The organism is Paenimyroides ceti (assembly GCF_030409925.1).
In genome coordinates, this window is sequence record NZ_JAUFQU010000051.1 from 1 (window position 1) to 17,671 (window position 17,671).

Annotated in this window: 24 protein-coding genes; 8 read left to right on the top strand and 16 right to left on the bottom strand. The window is 38.1% G+C overall.

From position 1 onward, the window contains the following. The 5 genes from QW060_RS22155 to QW060_RS22175 all read left to right on the top strand — a co-directional run. Window positions 1-297 (top strand): hypothetical protein (locus QW060_RS22155; protein ID WP_290365166.1); only part of this gene is annotated, 297 nt, incomplete at its 5' end. Window positions 298-465: 168 nt separating this feature from the next. Beyond that, window positions 466-747: a hypothetical protein gene (locus QW060_RS22160; protein WP_290365167.1), complete on the top strand. Its 282-nt coding sequence runs from the start codon at window positions 466-468 to the stop codon at window positions 745-747. Beyond that, on the top strand, window positions 744-890 hold the full coding sequence (locus tag QW060_RS22165; RefSeq protein WP_290365168.1) for a hypothetical protein: 147 nt from the start codon (window positions 744-746) through the stop codon (window positions 888-890). The genes QW060_RS22160 and QW060_RS22165 overlap by 4 nt, the downstream gene beginning before the upstream one ends. Window positions 891-968: 78 nt before the next feature. Continuing rightward, window positions 969-1,307, top strand: a complete 339-nt coding sequence (locus tag QW060_RS22170; RefSeq protein WP_290365169.1) for a hypothetical protein — start codon at window positions 969-971, stop codon at window positions 1,305-1,307. A 141-nt stretch (window positions 1,308-1,448) separates the two neighbouring features. Further along, the gene (locus QW060_RS22175; protein WP_290365170.1) at window positions 1,449-2,018 is read left to right on the top strand and encodes a hypothetical protein; all 570 of its coding nucleotides are present in this window, start codon (window positions 1,449-1,451) and stop codon (window positions 2,016-2,018) included. Between the two features lie 56 nt (window positions 2,019-2,074). On the opposite strand, the gene traN is transcribed toward QW060_RS22175, so the two are convergent. The 10 genes from traN to QW060_RS22225 are packed head-to-tail and all read right to left on the bottom strand — an operon-like array spanning window position 2,075 to window position 10,529. Beyond that, complete coding sequence (gene traN, locus QW060_RS22180) at window positions 2,075-3,013, bottom strand: conjugative transposon protein TraN (RefSeq protein WP_290365171.1); 939 nt, start codon at window positions 3,011-3,013, stop codon at window positions 2,075-2,077. A 23-nt stretch (window positions 3,014-3,036) separates the two neighbouring features. Next, window positions 3,037-4,389, bottom strand: coding sequence for a conjugative transposon protein TraM (gene traM / locus QW060_RS22185; RefSeq protein WP_290362733.1), 1,353 nt, complete (start codon window positions 4,387-4,389; stop codon window positions 3,037-3,039). Further along, a complete protein-coding gene (locus QW060_RS22190) occupies window positions 4,376-4,663 on the bottom strand; it encodes a nitrogen regulatory IIA protein (RefSeq protein WP_290362734.1) in 288 nt (95 codons plus the stop codon). The genes traM and QW060_RS22190 overlap by 14 nt, the downstream gene beginning before the upstream one ends. A 20-nt stretch (window positions 4,664-4,683) precedes the next feature. After that, window positions 4,684-5,115, bottom strand: coding sequence for a hypothetical protein (locus QW060_RS22195; protein WP_290362735.1), 432 nt, complete (start codon window positions 5,113-5,115; stop codon window positions 4,684-4,686). A gap of 11 nt (window positions 5,116-5,126) precedes the next feature. Further along, complete coding sequence (gene traK, locus QW060_RS22200; RefSeq protein WP_290362736.1) at window positions 5,127-5,750, bottom strand: conjugative transposon protein TraK; 624 nt, start codon at window positions 5,748-5,750, stop codon at window positions 5,127-5,129. Between the two features lie 20 nt (window positions 5,751-5,770). Continuing rightward, on the bottom strand, window positions 5,771-6,766 hold the full coding sequence (gene traJ / locus QW060_RS22205) for a conjugative transposon protein TraJ (RefSeq protein ID WP_290362737.1): 996 nt from the start codon (window positions 6,764-6,766) through the stop codon (window positions 5,771-5,773). 3 nt (window positions 6,767-6,769) lie between these two features. Continuing rightward, complete coding sequence (locus QW060_RS22210) at window positions 6,770-7,402, bottom strand: DUF4141 domain-containing protein (protein ID WP_290362738.1); 633 nt, start codon at window positions 7,400-7,402, stop codon at window positions 6,770-6,772. 24 nt (window positions 7,403-7,426) lie between these two features. Next, on the bottom strand, window positions 7,427-9,928 hold the full coding sequence (locus QW060_RS22215; protein WP_290362739.1) for a TraG family conjugative transposon ATPase: 2,502 nt from the start codon (window positions 9,926-9,928) through the stop codon (window positions 7,427-7,429). Further along, window positions 9,925-10,254, bottom strand: a complete 330-nt coding sequence (locus tag QW060_RS22220) for a DUF4133 domain-containing protein (protein ID WP_290364705.1) — start codon at window positions 10,252-10,254, stop codon at window positions 9,925-9,927. Before QW060_RS22220 ends, QW060_RS22215 begins: the two co-directional genes overlap by 4 nt. Window positions 10,255-10,265: 11 nt before the next feature. Further along, on the bottom strand, window positions 10,266-10,529 hold the full coding sequence (locus tag QW060_RS22225) for a DUF4134 domain-containing protein (protein ID WP_123901942.1): 264 nt from the start codon (window positions 10,527-10,529) through the stop codon (window positions 10,266-10,268). A gap of 274 nt (window positions 10,530-10,803) precedes the next feature. Here QW060_RS22225 and QW060_RS22230 point away from each other — a divergent pair, with 274 nt between their 5' ends. From QW060_RS22230 to QW060_RS22240, 3 genes are all read left to right on the top strand, one after another. Further along, the gene (locus tag QW060_RS22230; RefSeq protein ID WP_290362740.1) at window positions 10,804-11,883 is read left to right on the top strand and encodes a DUF3800 domain-containing protein; all 1,080 of its coding nucleotides are present in this window, start codon (window positions 10,804-10,806) and stop codon (window positions 11,881-11,883) included. 125 nt (window positions 11,884-12,008) lie between these two features. Next, window positions 12,009-12,920 (top strand): Hachiman antiphage defense system protein HamA, encoded by a 912-nt coding sequence (locus QW060_RS22235; RefSeq protein ID WP_290362741.1) that lies wholly within the window; start codon window positions 12,009-12,011, stop codon window positions 12,918-12,920. Beyond that, window positions 12,887-15,232 carry a DEAD/DEAH box helicase family protein gene (locus tag QW060_RS22240; protein ID WP_290362742.1) on the top strand — a complete coding sequence of 782 codons (2,346 nt, stop codon included), beginning with the start codon at window positions 12,887-12,889 and terminating at the stop codon, window positions 15,230-15,232. Before QW060_RS22235 ends, QW060_RS22240 begins: the two co-directional genes overlap by 34 nt. A 113-nt stretch (window positions 15,233-15,345) precedes the next feature. On the opposite strand, the gene QW060_RS22245 is transcribed toward QW060_RS22240, so the two are convergent. From QW060_RS22245 to QW060_RS22265, 6 genes are all read right to left on the bottom strand, one after another. Beyond that, the gene (locus tag QW060_RS22245) at window positions 15,346-16,143 is read right to left on the bottom strand and encodes a hypothetical protein (protein WP_290362743.1); all 798 of its coding nucleotides are present in this window, start codon (window positions 16,141-16,143) and stop codon (window positions 15,346-15,348) included. A 66-nt stretch (window positions 16,144-16,209) separates the two neighbouring features. Then, a complete protein-coding gene (locus tag QW060_RS28905) occupies window positions 16,210-16,410 on the bottom strand; it encodes a hypothetical protein (RefSeq protein ID WP_450091481.1) in 201 nt (66 codons plus the stop codon). A 14-nt stretch (window positions 16,411-16,424) separates the two neighbouring features. Next, on the bottom strand, window positions 16,425-16,823 hold the full coding sequence (locus QW060_RS28910) for a hypothetical protein (protein WP_450091482.1): 399 nt from the start codon (window positions 16,821-16,823) through the stop codon (window positions 16,425-16,427). An 85-nt stretch (window positions 16,824-16,908) separates the two neighbouring features. Next, window positions 16,909-17,094 (bottom strand): hypothetical protein, encoded by a 186-nt coding sequence (locus QW060_RS22255; protein ID WP_290365172.1) that lies wholly within the window; start codon window positions 17,092-17,094, stop codon window positions 16,909-16,911. Window positions 17,095-17,162: 68 nt separating this feature from the next. Continuing rightward, a complete protein-coding gene (locus tag QW060_RS22260; protein ID WP_397386128.1) occupies window positions 17,163-17,369 on the bottom strand; it encodes a DUF3408 domain-containing protein in 207 nt (68 codons plus the stop codon). Window positions 17,370-17,401: 32 nt separating this feature from the next. Then, window positions 17,402-17,671 (bottom strand): DUF3408 domain-containing protein (locus QW060_RS22265; RefSeq protein WP_290365174.1); only part of this gene is annotated, 270 nt, incomplete at its 5' end.

A 17,671-nucleotide genomic window follows, 5' to 3' on the forward strand; every position in this document is an offset into this window, starting at 1 on the left:
GGAGCAGAAAGAGTAACGTTCAGTCTGGAGCACACCATTGACCCAAAAGAATGGAATGCTAAAAAGGAAGAAGTAAAGCATGAAGATGTTTATTATTTTACATTGTTGAACTTCAAAAAATATCTCACCAACAGATATCATGAACTAAAGTCAGAAGGAAAAGAGAATATTTTGACTATACTAAAAAACGAAGCAGCTACATATCTGACGATTCAGGCATTGAAGGAATTGCCCGGAAAATGTTTGACTTTGAAAATGAGAAAAATGGCTTGCCAAAATATAATGATTTCCTTTTAGCATTTGAAAAATACAGCAATCTTAAAAAAGGAAATTATACAGCGAAGCTGTTGGCGGACTAATGCACTTTCATACAGATAAGGAGGTCTATGAAATAGATACTTACGAAGGAAAAACTGCCTTCCTAAATCTATAATTGAACAGCGATCTTACGAAGAGATATATACCATGACCAACGAAAGCATATGGAGCGAAATTTATATTGATGCCGGTATTGAAAAACATGTTTTCCTGCCAGAAATGCTTAATGAATGGGAAAAATATTGGACTACTGAATACCAAAAAGTGAAAGAAACAGTTGGGAAAACAGCACATCTTGATGAAATGAAAGAAAAATCATGGCGACAGTTTCAGGTTTACATGGAATGCTATGATGATATTGGTGATATTATAGATTTAGCCTGTAAAATAGATAATGTAGCCCTTACCCCATTGCAGTTATCACAATGATGCAAATATTCGATGCGGAAATCTGTTACCAGGAATATTGCGAACTGGAATTTGATAGCGGTGAAGAATGGGAATCTGTTTCTCTTGGCAATGATGAAGATTGGGACACCCCTGTATTTTTTATTAGAACTTATGAATTTTAAAACATAAAAATAATGTGGCATAACGATTATATTGATTCCGAATTCACCTCTTAACTAAACAGGCATTGCTGCGGTATAGTGCAGTTAAAAGATAAAATTGAAAAAATATCGGTTTACTTTGGGCTCGCCGAAGCTTTTTCAAATCATGCATGTCGATTCTATATAGACGTTGATTTTATTGATTATAAAAGTTTTTCCGATGAAGATAAAAGAAATGCCAACCAATTTTTCTACAATTCTCAAAATGCAACAGGAAGCAAATTTGTATCTTTCATTTACAAATCTCAAAGAGATTACCATATAGATATCGAAGTGGTGAAGTCCTTTATTTATCATTATCAGTTTGCCCAACATATCTTTGAGGGATTTATAAAGAATATACTTCCCCCTGATTGTGTTTTAAAAATAACTCCTTAGAACAGAGCCTTTCTTTAACTATATATCACATTTCTTGAGGCTATCCAGGTATTCCAATGAAGACAACAAACTTCCATTTAAAAAAGATACCTGAAAGTTACTAACAGAGAATTTGATTTTGATCGTCATTATCACAAGGATTTGATTAACGCTGCTGTCAAAGAATTAACAAGTAGAGAAAATGTAGTGACAGATGAAGAACTCCATAATGCTGGCGGAGGCAATGTATCAGACATCAGGAGATTTGTCCTGGAAAATGACATACCATTTTCCGTTGGTTATTATACAGACGTAATCGATAATATCCAGATTGATATTTCAACCCTTAAAGAAAAAACAACCAACCATATAGCTGACTCATACTCTACCCTAAAACCTGCTGCAATCCTTAACCTGATAAAAAGCAAAGAAAATACCGTAATAAAAAAAAGATTGATTATCAGGGAGAAATGTGAGGCATTAGCGATTCAATTGGGAGATTACATCTATGTCGAAAACTCATATCCTAACGCTGATAGTGATATTTTGGGAATAATAAAAAGTATGGATTTAAACTACAGTAACGAACTGGAAATTCATATATCACCATTAAACAAAGACCTATCGGAAAGTCGTTTATCACTCAAGTCAACAAAAAATAATGAAATTAATATACTCCCTAAAAGCAGAAATATTTCAAGAAGAAAAAGACAAAGGACTATTACAAAATAAAAATCAGCTAATACAACTTTTTAAAAATAGAGGAAGAAAGAATCCCACTTTCAAAACTAAAAGAAGAAAAAAATAAATTTGAAGACGCTCATTCTTATCCATCCAGCATTCATATTAATCACTTGGGCTTTGATTAAGTCCGAGTTTTCCACTTGGAGGGTTTGGTGTCGTCCACCGTTTTTCTCGAAAATCTCAATCAGCAAAACCTTGTCATCAGCAATGGTAAACTGGTCTAACAGAAAAACATTTTGCTGGGTAGATTGTCCGTTTATACCGTCCTCCAATGGCTTGTAAGTACGAAGCGGTATCATTGGTCGTTCCTGCACTACGGTACGTTTGGCTACCTTTTTATCTACTACTTTGAAATTGATAAAATCAATGTTAAACGGTACGTTACTTTTATTTCTCAATTCGGTGTGGAAATAGTACTTACCGTTGTGGATGTAGATCCCTTTCAGGATAAATTGAATACCGAAGCTCTTTGCCCCGATGTGCTTTACAATACGCTTATCTTTCTTGTAAATGGTTTCCAATAACAAACCTGCCAAAGACGGAGAATTGTTTCCTAATTCTTCAAAAAGCACATCGTTTCCGTTGGCTTTATCTACTGCTTTTTGCATCGTCAACAGATCATAACTCAACGCTTCGGGATATCCACTGTAATACACATTGAAAGAGTAAAAACGACCATCATTGGTAATTACGGAAAAGTTGGTTTCGGCTTCAAAATTCCTAACCGATGCTTTTACACGCAATACGTTTTCTGCGTCTTCTGCTTTTCCGGCAATCAGGTACTCACTCCCCAAATCCACATAACGGATAGCCGTCGGGAAAATCAGGTGCGAGGTTTTATCGTAGGTTACTTCCATACGATATGGTTCAATTTTGCCCAATTCAAGGGGTGTTTTTACAGGTACACTATCCTGTGCAAAGGAGGTTACGGCAAAGCCGATGGTCAGAGCAACTGCCCAAAAGGTTTTAAAAATATTTTTCATTTGTCTAAATATTGAGTTTAACATTATTGTTTTGATACAAGAAAGACTTGATGTCCAGCTTTTAGCGTTACTTTTGGGGTACGTACTTTCTTGGCGAAATAGCCCGAAATTCCCTGCACCACGCCACGGCTTAAATCGGCAGCCACCTGTTGTCCTGCATTCTGGGTAAGCATCAGGCTTGTTCCTGATTGTTGGCTCATATTACCCGCCATTTCGGTAAGAGCATTCATTTCAGGAGAATACGGAACATACAGTCCTTGCTGTCCATCCAGATCATAAATGGTGATATCAACCGGAATGATATTACCTTCCAGTTCAACCGAGGTAATTTTAAGCTGTAAACGCCCACCTTGAAACTTGGCATTAGCCGTTACAATTGTTCCCTGCGGGATAGTACGGCTTGGTGTTTTTGCAGGTTCCAATAATCGCAACCGTACACCCGTTTCGCCAACTACCGTCTGTGCATCGTGTACACAGGCTTTGATACTGTTTTTGGGCTGTACAACTTGTTCGGCAGTACCTGCGGTATAAAACCCTCTGTTTCGGGTTTCACTCCAATTTTCCAAAAACTCACTATCTGTCGGCTCACGATATAAAGCAGATACGGTATTTTTCCTTGCGGCAGTAAAAGAAACAAAATGCTCTTTTTTGTTTGCACCCGCAGCTCCTGAAGCTGTACCATTTGCAGGTACAGGCTGTTCCACATTGCCTGTGTTTGTATTGTTCGGAAGATATTTTGCCGCCATCTGATAAGATTTTTCCATTAATGCAAGCTGGTCATCAATGGTTGTTGCTTTTGGTACATCTTTTTCAGCTAACTTTTCTTTCAGTTCATCCAATTGCTTACGCAGTTCCATCGTTTCCGAATTGTTGTCCTGATAAAAATTGCCCAATGTGCTTTGTGCATTTCGATAACTGTTTAATGCAGAACTATTGTTTCTCCCCGAATTTCTACCGCCGTTTCCATAGCCGGTGCTTTCGTCTTCATCATCTTCGGTAAATTCATTAGCAGGTTCTTTCTTATCATCGGTGTTCCAATAATCCGAAAGCGTTGCCAAAGCATTACGTTTCTCCTGTTCTTTGCGTTCCAGCATTTCCTGCTCATACGCCTTGCCTTTGTCGGCAGGCATTCCTGCTCCGGTAGCTTGCGGAACAGCATCATTCAGTCCAATGTTTTCGATTTCCTTTTTGTCAGCAGACGGTTTGAAAATTAAATACATACAGCCAACGAAAACAATACCCATCAAACCAAAAATCAAAGGTTTTTTGAGCTTTTCCGTTTTGTTCTCCGTGCCGTTTTGCAGTACATCGGCGGTTTCTTTCGGGTTCCCCTCCGTTACCCGAACAACCGACTTTTTGTTCTCATTTTCTTTCATAAATCTGATTTTTTAAAATTGTTGATAATGTGTCCTGTAACCTTACAGGACTTTCGTTCTTTTTGAGGACAGGATTTTCGATATGTTCTATCGACATATCGTTTTTTGACTTGCCTGTATCGTACCATACTTTGGCAACAACTCCTACGGTCAGAAGCAGATAACCAACAAAGAAGTACAATGTATATTGGTGTTGCTTCGCCAATGGTAAAGCCCTCCAACGGTCGTCCAGCTTGTCAAAAAACCTGTCCATATTTTCCCTTAATTTTTTCATACTTTGATTATTTGAGGTTATCACATTCTAAACCCTCTTCTTTTCGGAGCAAGTTGTTCTTTAGGTGTGTCAAGGACTTTAGCAAGGGCTTCCTTTGCGGTCGCAACTGATCCTGTTGTAAGGTTTGTCAGTTCTGATTTTTTCATTGAATACCCATAACGGTCAGTCCTTTCAATATCCATTTTCTGCACATCGAATTTGTTGTCTTCGTACCGTATTCGCATATAACATTCGGTTTTAGGCTTGTCTTCGCCGTTCCATTCGATGTAAGTCCTTAATGAAAAGCTGTCTGCATTAAGCGGTTTATCTGTACCGTTCTTGCACGCCTCTAAAAAATCGCTGATACTGTCTTTTAGCTTACCTGCATAAGAACTCTCCGTTTGGAAATAACCGTTATATCCTTTATCCGTAAGGGTTTTTACAAACGTGTCTAAATCAAGTGATTGTTCCATATCCTTACATTTTAGCGTTCGATGACTTCAATATCCTTGTTCTCTACTACCGCAAATTTTTCGATGTTAAAGCCTTGGGGATTGTTGTCGGAACGAACGGAGTTTACGAGATAGCAGGAAGTAACCAGGTTACGTCGTGTTACATTACTTGACCTTATGATAAACTGCTTCGCATAGGTACGCACCGAATAAGGATAGGTGTCGAAGTTGCACACGACACTATCCACCTCAATACGTTGTTGTACGTTACCTGAAATAATCCTGCTGTAATAGCCTTTCTCCGATAGGTCTTTGTAATAATCGAAAGCACTTTTATCGGCAAGATTGAATGCCCTGCTCATATTGCTCTCGATAGCGTTCTTGTCTGGAGCAAGGGTAAAGAACAACTCGTGAAAACGTCTGACGTGTTCCCGTGCTTCCACAGGTCGGTTGATGCTCGCATCCTGCGACAAGGCAAGCATTAAGGATTTACCGTTATCCAGCACATAGATTTTTTGGCGTTGCTCATTGGCAAAACTGTACGATTTCCATACGGCATATCCTACCACACCAATACAGAGAACCGCAAATACTATGGCATACAGACGTATCTGCCTAAAGCTGTTTTCTATATTTCTTAAAGTTTTAAATTCCATTTTTAACTGATTTAATTATTTTATTTTCCCATTAATTTGCCACCGATATTCCCTGCTGCCGAACCTGCTCCAGCACCTGCGATATTTCCAGTTTTCATAGCCGCTTGGTTTACGTTTCGGGTAAAGTTTCCAGCACCGCCGGCTTGTATTACCCAACCTGTTACCGTTGGAATAGTGAAGTAACCGATGATACCGATAATCATAAAGATGATATACACTGTATTGGAGGTATCGGGTATGAATGTGGGGTCAGACAGCATCGCAATATCCTTTTCCAATATGAGGGACTGTATTCTTGCAAGCATCGAACTGAACAAATCTGAAACAGGAAGCCACAGATAAACACTTATATACCTCGTAAGCCATTGCGTGAGCGTGGATTGAAAGCCGTCCCACACGGAGATGGCGAAAGCAATTGGACCGAGAATACTTAAAACGATCAGGAAGAACGTTCGGATAGTATCAATGACTAAAGCCGCAGCTTGAAAAAGTATTTCGAGTAGGTTACGAAACCAATCTTTGATGGCTTTTTCTATCTTGTAGGCTTGCCTGTCCATATACATTCCGGCCATTGTTCCAATATCCGATGGCGACCAACCCAGTTCCTCCAGCTTTTTATCAAACTCTTCGTCCGATACCATATAGGCTGTTTCGGGGTTTCTGACCATTGCTTCATATTCCAATTGGTCTTTCTGCTGTTGTAGCTTGTTCAGATCCAGTACCTGGTCTTCGAGTATTTGATGGGTTCCGGTTACAACAGGACTTAATACCGCATTAATGGTTCCTAACACGATAGTTGGGAAAAACATAATGCAAAGTCCTAAGGCAAATGGGCGAAGTAAGGGGAACACATCAATAGGTTCGGCACGGCTTAAAGCCTGCCAAACCTTTAATGCTACATAGAACAAAGCTCCCAATCCTGCCAAACCTTTCGCAACCGCAGCCATATCGCCCGCAAGAGGCATCATATCATCGTAGAGCGAACGCAGAAGTTCGTGAAGATTATCCCATTCCATGATTTACCAGTATTTTTGGTTAGAAGTTCCGTACAGATCAAGCACCCTTTTGGCATCGTTTTTCTTCTTTGCTCTCAGGTAGCTTACCGATATGTTCTTATTGGTGTAATAGCGTACAAGGCTGTGGTATTCTTTTACTTCTTTGTACACACGGTCAATAATATCCATACGCTCTTTGTCATTCAGTGAAAGACTTGATGCACTGATAATTTGCTTCAATTCCTTTAGCAGTTCTGTACTTTCATTCAGCAGTGCCGAATACCCGTTGCCAATCGCTACTAACTCATTTGGTTTGAAATTCGGATCGTTCATCATCTTACCGAAATTGGTTACATACATTTCCGATACATCGCCCACCAGTAAAACTGTTTGTTGCACCTTACGGGCATCTTTCACAAGGTTGTTGATGGCTTGGAGTTTATCATAGTATTCCTTGCCTTGTTTGTACACTTTTTCAACCTCTTTGAAGTTCTTTACCACATTGCTCACTGTAGATGAAGTCTGTACGATTTCGTTCGCAGAGTTGAGAATACCTGAAGCCAGATTTGCCGGGTCAGTCACGACAAATTGAGCTTTTGCTGACGGTGCTACGACAAACAGTATTGCCGTGAGCATCATTAAAAATATTTTTTTCATTGTCTTGAATTTTTAAATGATTACTTATTGATTTAATTCATCACGCCTTTGCATAGCGATATGCTTAATGGCGAGTTCCACATTACCGTCCAATTCGGAAGCGAGTTGCATCACTTCCATTTTTTCGGTTTCTTCTGTCGTGTAAGCCAAATATTCTTCAAGGCTTACTTCCGTTGCGTACACTGCCGAGTGTGTTCCGCCCAATCCAATCCAAACTTCCTTGTACAAGCGACTGGCGTCGTTGTTCATATTGATGGATAGTACCTGTGCCTTTTCTTTATCCGTAAGCCCCAGCATTGCCTGTATATCATCAAACTTGTTCATATACTTACGCTGGTCTAAGAGGATTTTACAATCGGAATTGTTGATAATACTCTCTTTTACAATAGGCGACTGGATAATATCATCGACTTCTTGGGTTACGACAATGGCTTCTCCGAAGAATTTTCTTACGGTTTTAAAAAGATATTTGATGTATTCAGCCATTCCTTCTTTTGCAATGGCCTTCCAAGCTTCCTCAATCAAAATGAGCTTTCGGATACCTTTCAGTCTTCGCATCTTGTTGATAAAGACCTCCATAATGATGATGGTAACTATCGGAAAAAGGATTTTGTGATCCTTGATCGCATCAATTTCAAACACGATAAATCGTTTGGATAACAGGTCTAACTGCTTGTCCGAGTTCAGCAGATAGTCATACTCGCCACCTTTGTAATAAGGTTCTAAAACGTTGAGAAAATTGGCTATATCAAAGTCTTTTTCACGAACCTGTTTTTCTTCGAGTACCTTGCGGTAATCTCCTTTTACATATTCGTAAAAGCCATTGAATGATGGGAAAATACCCTCGTTTTTTATACGGTCGATATAACCTGAAACCGCATTGGACAACGCCACTTCCTCTGACCTTGTAGGCGGTTCATCATCACGTTTCCAAAGCGTGAGTATTAAAGTCTTGATACTCTCACGCTTTTCGATGTCGAACACACCATCATCGGTGTAAAATGGATTAAAGGCAATCGGGTTATCTTCGGTATAAGTGAAGTAAACACCGTCTTCGCCTTTGGTCTTTCCTTTGATTAATTCGCACAACCCCTGATAAGAGTTTCCCGTATCTACCAGCAATACGTGAGCACCTTGCTCGTAGTATTGCCTAACCATGTGGTTAGTGAAAAAAGATTTTCCCGAACCTGACGGACCAAGTATGAACTTGTTCCGGTTAGTGATAATCCCTCGTTTCATCGGCAAATCCGAAATATCCAAATGGATAGGCTTTCCTGTAAGCCTGTCAGCCATTTTTATCCCAAATGGAGAAGGCGAATTGTGGTAGTTGGTTTCTTCGGTAAAGAAGCACAATGCAGGTTCTATGAAAGTGTAAAAACTTTCCTCGCTCGGAAAATCACCAGCATTGCCAGGCATTCCTGCCCAATACAGGGTAGCTACATCAGTTGTATTGTGGCGTGGTTTGCATTCCATCAATGCTAATGCACTTCCGCAATCGTTCTTTAGCTGTTTGAGTTCAGCCGGATCTTCCGACCACGCCATTATATTGAAGTGTGAACGAACTGAAGAAAGCCCGAATGAATGGGCTTCGTTCAGGTACTTTTCAATCCACTCTTTGTTGATTTGGTTGGCACGGCTGTAACGAGCCAAAGAATGCATGTTGCGGGCAGATTTTTCAAACTTTTGCAGGTTGTCGTCGCTATTATCTAAAAACAGGTATTGGTTGTAGATATGGTTACAGCTTAACAACAACCCCACAGGAGCAGCGAACGATAAACGACAGTCGCTTCGGTCGGTAGATAACTTTTCAAAGCGGGTATCTGCCGAAACGGTTGCAGGCAGGTCGTCCGTATCTGACAAGGTGTGCAGAGATAACCTTTTATTTCCTATACGGACTTCTTCAGCACTGAGTGCTATGTCTTGCATTGCCGTTCTGTTTTCTCTTGATAGAGTTAGGTATTGCTCCAGCAATCCCTGTGTTTCGTCCGTACCGATGATGTCGTCTTCGGTCAAACGTCGTAGGCTTATAAATCCGCTATCATTAACAATTCGCTCAAACTGAGCCACCGCTTCCATAAATCGGTGTATCGTTTCTTTATTGATTTCTTTTGGAATAAGCGTACCCTTACAAAGCGAACTGAAGTTACTTTGCATACGCATTCTGTTCTTGGTAGTCTTGGTTAGAAACAGATAACAATAGTGGTTCAGAAATGGTCTTTCGTTGAAATGGCGTTGATAGGATTTCGACAGAAAGCTCTGATCTTCCTGTGCCAAATCCGGAGCGTAGTTTTCTTTGATGTACCAATCCTGTTTGTGAATGACGGTAAAGTCTGGCAAGGTTTTGATTGCCTTGTGCCAAGCGGAATGGATAGCTTCGTATTCTGCCGATGAAACGGTAAACAGTTCCGGCAACCGTACTTCAAAACAGGCGGTAATGTCTGCATCTTTAGAAAGAATGCAGTTGTTCTCTACTGCCAGCAAAGGAAATTTGTTTTCCAATGTGGCTGTCTTAGCTACATTTCTCATAAGGTTTTGAGTTTAGGAGTGAATTTTAAATACCTGTGTACAGGCTTGCGGCAGATGATATAACGGGGATGCCTTTTTATGGCTCCCAACTTCATCAGTCCGTGTTCGCCATATTTCCTATTCAGTGAAAAGGTCTGCCAGATGATAAGTGAAGCACCTCCGGTTCCGAGCAGTAGACAGATGTAAGAATTTACACCTGCCATATACATTATCATCACGAAAATTAAAGTGCCGAGCAATCCACCTGCGAAGATGAACAGGTACTGTGCTTTCAACCCCTTAAATTCCACCGTTCTTCCGATGCCCTTGTTGATATTGTAATTCATAAGGCAAGGGATTAAAGGAAGAATGAACGCAGAATGGTAGCCGCTACAATCAGGAAGATACACGCACCGAACCACGAAGCTGCCGTCTTGCTTGTGTCAGGATCTCCACTACTGAACTTGTTGTACACTTTAACGCCTCCGATGAGCCCAACTACCGCACCGATAGCGTAGATTAACTGGGTTGCGGGGTCGAAATAACTTGTTACCATTTGGGTAGCTTCGTTGATACCTGCCGAGCCGTTTCCCTGTGCGAAAGCACCAATTCCTGACAACATCGCTACGGTTGCCAGCAAAACTTTTTTTCTTTGTTTTTCCATAATTGAAACACATTAATTTGTTTTTGTTATCCCACACCTTGCGGGCTTTCGGGACAAATGTCTTATGGAAATTGAGGCGTTACCGTAAAGTGGCAGTCAGAGGAAGTGTTTGGCGTTGAGTGGCATTATTAGCCGTGTTTTTTATAACTTAGTCACATATTAATTTTAATAAACTAATACCATGATTGATTTTGAAATAGCCGAAATTGAGACTGCTAACCAATTAGCCCGATTGCTGAATCCAAGGGTTGATTTTACAACACCATATACATTCTATTATGATGAGACTAATAATGTCAAAACATTCTATGTAAGAGAAAATGATTTCAATTATACATTTACTGCAAATTTCGTATTGGGAGGACTTCTACATCAGGGAGTAGTACCAGATGTACAGCCATTGATTGATAGTTTTAATTTGCAGAAAACAGCCAAGGAAGTTAAATTCAAACATATCGCATTCGGAGATTTCCTTGATTGCCTCAAATCCCAAAAGCTAAATCTCTTCTTTCGCTTTTTAAAGGATAGCGATCTTTATGTACATTATTCGAGCTTAAATATTCTTTATTGGTCTGTAGTTGATATCGTTGACTCTGCTATAATGAATTCGGACACGGCTATGCAATTAGGACCTGGATTTGATAATCGGTTAAAGAATGACCTTTATAAACTTTGTCGTCTTGAAATAGATGCCGTCATTCAACTTTTTTATGCTTTCGAATATCCTAATGTTAAACCTGAAAAAATTGGTGATTTCATAGAGGCATTGAGTAATCTTTTTGAGGAATATCTACCTATCCCAGAATTTCATTTTGGACTGGAATCTTTACGGCAGATATTGAAAGAGTCTAAAAAGAAGGGTGAGCTAGCTTTTGTGATGCAAGAACAAGATTATGTTCTGTTGGCAGATCTGACACATTTTTATCTTAGACCAATCTACACTTTCAAGAATTCAACTCATATATTCGATAATGAGGATTCCATCAGGGAAGCTTTGAACGGTTACAGAATGCTAGATAAGGGAGTCGAATTTAAAAACTATTCTTTTGTTGATTCACAGGATAGCCAATTGACACAACTTTCTGATATTTTCGTTGGCTTTATGGGTAAGTATACCAATTACAGGAATACACACACTGTAGAAGAAATTAAAGCAGATATTGACTCATTCTCGGAATTACAGTTGGAAAATCTAAAGTTATTTGTTGATATTATTAATAAATCAGACCAGAAAAATCCTGCATTTCTGCACGCGACTGATAGTCATGAGGAAGTTATGAAATTTGATATCATTAGTAAATATCTTGCCTAAGTGCAAAATCATTTTAAAGTCAATCTAACATTTTAATTGAATTCTGCTTATAAACACAAAAAATAAATTAAATTAGTCAGATTTATAGTTACTTATGGACCTGATTTATCAAACCGCTCTTATTAATGAAACCATCCCTAATAGATCTTATAAAAAAGACTGTATTATTAGAATACAATCTACCAGATGATAAGCTTTTGATAAGCAAATCTTGTGTTACTCATATTGACCTTTTCGATGATTGTTATAAAGCTGAAGATATGGGAAGTTTATCTCGTATCATCTATGAAAGCATCTTGTATTACGCTTATGATGAATTTCAGTTGTTGGACGGTGATCATCAAAAGATGTTTATAAATGCATTTAACGCAAAATTTAAATATAATTATTCTGCGGATGACTTGGCAAAACTGAAATTAGGGATTTACGGAGAGTCCTTGCTTTACGCAATATTGAAAGTATACTACGGAAATGAAACACTTGTATCGCGTGGCTACTTTTATGACATACAGAAGAAATCGGAGGTGACCGGGTATGATTGCTTCCACTTAATTCAAACTGAGGATGAAATACAATTATGGTTTGGAGAAACTAAATTCTATCAAGACGGTAAAGCCGCAATTAATAAAGTGTTTGATAATATTCAGAAAGCTATTTCAGATGATTATCTCATCAACACGAATTTTACGACAATCCTTCAAAGTAAAGGGAATATTGTCGACAAAGAATCTTCCCTCTATAAGATACTTGATAAATGGGATAAATGCATCATCGACAATTTGGAACAGGAGCTTATCGACAATAATATTAAATTAGTTTATCCTATACTGATCACTTTTGACTATGTCAATGGTAATTACCAAGAGTCAATAGAAACAGCCATCAAACATATTAATGAAAATTACAAAGACCTTGAATTCAAAAATATTAGTATAGATTTTTCAATATTTTTTATTCTAATTCCGATCGAAAGTGCAAAAACCTGTAAAGAAACAATCATCAAATGGATAGACAGCAAAGAACCCTTAACGTTGTAACCACATTAAATTCCTTTCAGGAAGGCATAACGGCAAAACACTTATTACTAAATGAAGTCTGTGAATATTTTGACTTTATAAAAGATGAAGAGATAGATGATGCAGACCGAAGGTTTCTTCTATATCTCTCTTCTAAAGTCGGGGTTCCGCACTATTACGATATTCTTTATAAATTCCAAAAGGATAGGTCACTAGCTTTAGATGAAGATAATATTTGCCTCAGTACAATATCTTCCTTATTATACGAATCATCACTCTACACGGATGATCATTCAAAATTACACCAATATCAGAAGGAAATCCTTGATCTGTTTATTTCGGAAAAAACAAACCGCTACTTTCTATCAGCGTCTACGTCATTTGGAAAGACGCATCTTGTATATGAAATTATAAAAAAGATGCGTTACAAAAATGTTGTCTTAATATTTCCGAGTATTGCCTTATTGACAGAAAATTTGGCGAAGATCAAAAATGGAACTATAAAGTTTGCAGATGAATACAATGTTCAAACCTTAAGTGATTTTGCTGTAAACCCTCAGGAAAATAATATTTTTATTTTTACACCGGAGCGTTTCCTTTCATTTTTGGACAAGAATCACGATGTTCATCTTGACTTTATCTTTATAGATGAAGTGTATAAGATCGACAACGGATACATTATTGACAATGAAGCAAAAGAAAATGAACGCGATGTTGCCTATAGAATGTCCCTATTTTATGGCTTCTCAAAATATACTGACATAGATATTTTTCTCGCTGGTCCATATATTGAAGTCTTTGACCAGACTCGCGACGGCTATAATCCATCTTTCGATTTGTTCCTTCGTGATTTTGGTATTGAAAAATTATTAAGAAACGAATATGAAATAGTAAAAGTTACAAAAACTGATGTAGAAAATGAGAGAGGGCGAATCACGATTGATGGACTTGATTTTAATTTTAGCAGAAAAACTGCAAAAAAAGCAAAAATACAGGAGCTTCTAGATCGCATTTTACTCAATAACGAAAATGCTATTGTGTATTGTAATACTCAGGGCAATGCTGAGAAAGTAGCCAAAGATTTTGACAGAGCTCCTTTAAATACCGGATTTTATAAAATTTTTCTTGACCATCTTTTGCAAAATTTCGACTCCAAATGGATTGTTATAGAAGCTTTACAGAAAGGCGTCGGTGTTCATCACGGGATGGTACCTAAATATATTCAAAAGGAGATTATTTCTCTTTTCAACAATCCAGAATCGGGCGTAAGAATATTAACTTCAACTACTACCATAACCGAAGGTGTAAATACGACTGCAAAAAATATGATTGTTTATAAAAGTGAAAAAGGAGGAGGAAGATATGGAAAACCATTACTAACCTTTGATGCCAAAAATATTGCAGGAAGAGCTGGCCGCTTTATGGAACATTACACTGGTCGAGTGATTTCTCTTGATAAAGAGTTTATGAACGTCATAAACGATACGGGTGAACAGATTACCCATAAAAACTATGACTTAAATGTTGAAAAAAAAGAAATTGATGATGAGATGACCCCGGAACAATATTTGGATGATCGCAGTCGTGAGAGATTGTTAGAAATTCGGGCTATGCAGGAAACGCGAGGCATTCCAGACTATATTCTTTCACAATTTAAGGTTATAAGCAAGCGTGATAAGATTAAGATATACGATAATATAGCAGGGCTGTCACCATTATTTCATCAAAGGATAAAGAGGTTTATAGCAAGATTAAACGCACCTCGAATGGCTCTCGAAAAAGATGGCTTTCAGGTAATATTGGACGCAATTTACGAAGTAGTTGAAAATGAAACTTTAAAGGCTATGATAGAAAATACCTTTAAAGATAACTATAGTCCAAATCATTATTCTATTCTATTTGCAGCACTCAATAGTTATTTAAGTACAGGATTCAATGGTGTCTACAATTATAATTTAAGAAGGGAGGCCAATCCCAATTCATCCAATGCGGTTAATAGTGCAATGAGAAGAACTTCGTCGCTGATATACAACACCTTCAAATACCAGTTGGTAAAGTATATTGGTGTGTTCAATCTCATGTATAAGTTTTACATTTCCCAAAGAGATAGAATTGCTTATGAAGACGCTACTGGTATCGATGTGCTCTTAATCAAGTTAGAGTACAACGCATTCAGTGAAGAGGCACGCATCGCAAGTGATTACGGTGTACCACAAAAAATTATTGACTATTATGATTCCCAAAACCAAAATGAAGCCAACCGAATACAAGGTTCATTCGATGGGTATGAAAAGACAATATTTGAAAGAATAAATAATATTATTAATAATTAGTATAAATACCATGAAAACCTTTAGCATTAAGATAATACTATTACAAGTGGTAAGCTAAGCATAAAAAAACGCCAAGCATTTTACTGTTTGGCGTTGTCTAACAGAAATTTTATTTACATTTTTCGACCTTTCTTAGATTGCTGGTTTTGGGATGGAACGGAAGGTTTGCTTTGAAGTTTTTCTTTTTCTGATTTGTCTTTTAATCTATTAAGATTATCCTTAATAATATCGTTGATATAGGTTTCCTTCCAAGAGACAATCTTTGCCTCAAAATGAAGTTTAATTCCTGTAGGTTTTAAATCCTCTTTTATATCCCAACCACCTTTTCTGTTCCACCCAATGAGATCAAGCTCCTTTTGAAATGGGAATTCTACTGCGATGAGATCTTTAGGTACGCTAACGAGATTGTTATAATCAAGTTCTCTGAACTCATGCTTCTTGGGATCATAAGGAATAAGGTAGGCATTTCGTTCTTCTGAAAAATAATGGTCTATTTCATCGAATACTATTCCTTTGGATAGAAAATCGTCTTTGGGACGAAGCATATCCATTCGTATATCTACATAAAAGGTATGCCCTGCAATATCAATGGTTGGTAACACACCTTTGTTTACGCGTAAATCGTAGGCGTTTTCAGGCTTTATTGCCATTTCCATTTCTTCACGTATTTTAACTGCCCAATCTATATAGGCTTTGGCATCCTCTATATTGTTCGGTAAGGATTTTCTATACCCTGACATCTTGCTGTCATCAAGCCCGACGATATATCCGTGATTGGGGAACTCTTCAGATTTATAGACAATGATAAGATTGTCTATATCTTTACCGACCACATTATTTTTATGGCTGGCGATGGTATAGCCTTTATATTCCTCGAATATATAATCGGGGTCGTTTTTGGATTTAATCATATCTGTATGCTTAGGGCGTTATTTACAGCATTGCGGATTATATGAAATCGGCAATATCAAAATCACTTAAATCACTCTTCCGCAAATTGGAAGATTGGTTTCGGTATCAGATGATGAAAGTGTGCTGTCCAAAAGCTCGGCAATCTTTCTTGAAGCACCTTGCATTGAACTTTCCAGTAGAGCAAATAATTCGGTTCCCTGTAATCTTTGAACTATATCAATCGCTGTTTCCTTTTGGGCTGGTTCCAATGTTTCTTTTTGGAGCAACACCCCCACGTTGTTTAGTTCTTCAAAGGTAACCCCCTGGCATAACCGTCATCGCTACCGGACGTTCTGTACCTGTTCAAATCTTCTTCTTCCTCTGCTAAATCGGGTACATTATTACTGAACACCTTATCCAATTCTTCCTGCGGAATTTGCTGAATACCTACGTTTTCATTTTCGTCGTATTCAATGTCTAAATTAGCAGGATCTACTTCCGGTTCCGTTATTTGGCTTTCAGTGGCAGTATTTGGCACTGATTGGCTTCTTAAAGCCTTCGGTTGTCCCATAATATCAGGCAATTTCGGGTTAACTTTTTCCTGTTTAGGTTTTTGTTCCGACTTCCGTTTAATAACAATCTTGTCCTGCAAAAGCAGGGCAATGACTATCAACAGGCATATTACAATTACTATTTCCATCGCTATAAATTTGGTTTGTTCTGTTTGTTATAATAGTCAAAATGTCTTCGCCAAATTCCTTGAAGTGGTTCAAGAATGTTGTCTATTAGAGAGTAAAGCGTGGCTTTGTCCTCTCTTGATACCTTACAATACGGAGTAGCCGTTCGTGGTATTCGGGACGTATGTACACTACTTTTCCGTGCCGTCCTGACGGAAATCGGTTGATGAGGAATATAGAGGGATAAGGATTTTTACGCTCTTTATTTTTCTGATTTTTTCTATTGCTGTTCATCGCTGTAATTTTTAAAAAGTTGTTTATTTGCTTTGTCGTAAAGCTCTTTCATTTCCGCTCCAAAATCATCAAAATGATGCTGAAGTATTCTGCAAATAATCGGCAAGGGTCAGTTTGCTACCACCGAGCATAAATACAAGCAGGTTCAGTTTCTGATGAAACTCTTTGCTGATATATACCGTTTTTCCTTTCCTTGCCATAAATTCTGTAGGTGTAAGGAATGTGGATTTGTATTGAGCCGTGCGTATGGCTTTGTCTGTTTTTTTTGTTTGTATTTTCCATAATCTGTTTACTTTAAAAAAATAGTTTAAACTTCTCGTTTAAAATCATCGGTAATCGCTTTCTCAAACAGTTCAAAATGATGTTCGAGAATATTGTCGAGGTACGCATACAACGGTATCTTATCTTTCCGATAACCTGTACGATACGGACAACGTTCGTGGTATTCCTGCCGGATATAGATACTTTTATCGCCACGCTTTTCCATAGAGTGTGTATTCAGGAAGCGTTCGCCATAAGTGCTGTCGGTATTTTTCTTTGCTCTTGTCCGCTCTCTTTGTACGGGCTTCTCCTGTGC

Excerpts from the sequence above, each read along its gene's own strand:
- QW060_RS22160 (WP_290365167.1), top strand. The coding sequence starts at position 466 with ATGACCAACGAAAGCATATGGAGCGAAATTTATATTGATGCCGGTATT.
- QW060_RS22165 (WP_290365168.1), top strand. The coding sequence starts at position 744 with ATGATGCAAATATTCGATGCGGAAATCTGTTACCAGGAATATTGCGAA.
- traN (WP_290365171.1), bottom strand. The coding sequence starts at position 3,013 with ATGAAAAATATTTTTAAAACCTTTTGGGCAGTTGCTCTGACCATCGGC.
- traM (WP_290362733.1), bottom strand. The coding sequence starts at position 4,389 with ATGAAAGAAAATGAGAACAAAAAGTCGGTTGTTCGGGTAACGGAGGGG.
- QW060_RS22190 (WP_290362734.1), bottom strand. The coding sequence starts at position 4,663 with ATGAAAAAATTAAGGGAAAATATGGACAGGTTTTTTGACAAGCTGGAC.
- QW060_RS22195 (WP_290362735.1), bottom strand. The coding sequence starts at position 5,115 with ATGGAACAATCACTTGATTTAGACACGTTTGTAAAAACCCTTACGGAT.
- traK (WP_290362736.1), bottom strand. The coding sequence starts at position 5,750 with ATGGAATTTAAAACTTTAAGAAATATAGAAAACAGCTTTAGGCAGATA.
- traJ (WP_290362737.1), bottom strand. The coding sequence starts at position 6,766 with ATGGAATGGGATAATCTTCACGAACTTCTGCGTTCGCTCTACGATGAT.
- QW060_RS22210 (WP_290362738.1), bottom strand. The coding sequence starts at position 7,402 with ATGAAAAAAATATTTTTAATGATGCTCACGGCAATACTGTTTGTCGTA.
- QW060_RS22215 (WP_290362739.1), bottom strand. The coding sequence starts at position 9,928 with ATGAGAAATGTAGCTAAGACAGCCACATTGGAAAACAAATTTCCTTTG.
- QW060_RS22220 (WP_290364705.1), bottom strand. The coding sequence starts at position 10,254 with ATGAATTACAATATCAACAAGGGCATCGGAAGAACGGTGGAATTTAAG.
- QW060_RS22225 (WP_123901942.1), bottom strand. The coding sequence starts at position 10,529 with ATGTTGTCAGGAATTGGTGCTTTCGCACAGGGAAACGGCTCGGCAGGT.
- QW060_RS22235 (WP_290362741.1), top strand. The coding sequence starts at position 12,009 with ATGAAACCATCCCTAATAGATCTTATAAAAAAGACTGTATTATTAGAA.
- QW060_RS22240 (WP_290362742.1), top strand. The coding sequence starts at position 12,887 with ATGGATAGACAGCAAAGAACCCTTAACGTTGTAACCACATTAAATTCC.
- QW060_RS22245 (WP_290362743.1), bottom strand. The coding sequence starts at position 16,143 with ATGATTAAATCCAAAAACGACCCCGATTATATATTCGAGGAATATAAA.
- QW060_RS28910 (WP_450091482.1), bottom strand. The coding sequence starts at position 16,823 with ATGGAAATAGTAATTGTAATATGCCTGTTGATAGTCATTGCCCTGCTT.
- QW060_RS22255 (WP_290365172.1), bottom strand. The coding sequence starts at position 17,094 with ATGAACAGCAATAGAAAAAATCAGAAAAATAAAGAGCGTAAAAATCCT.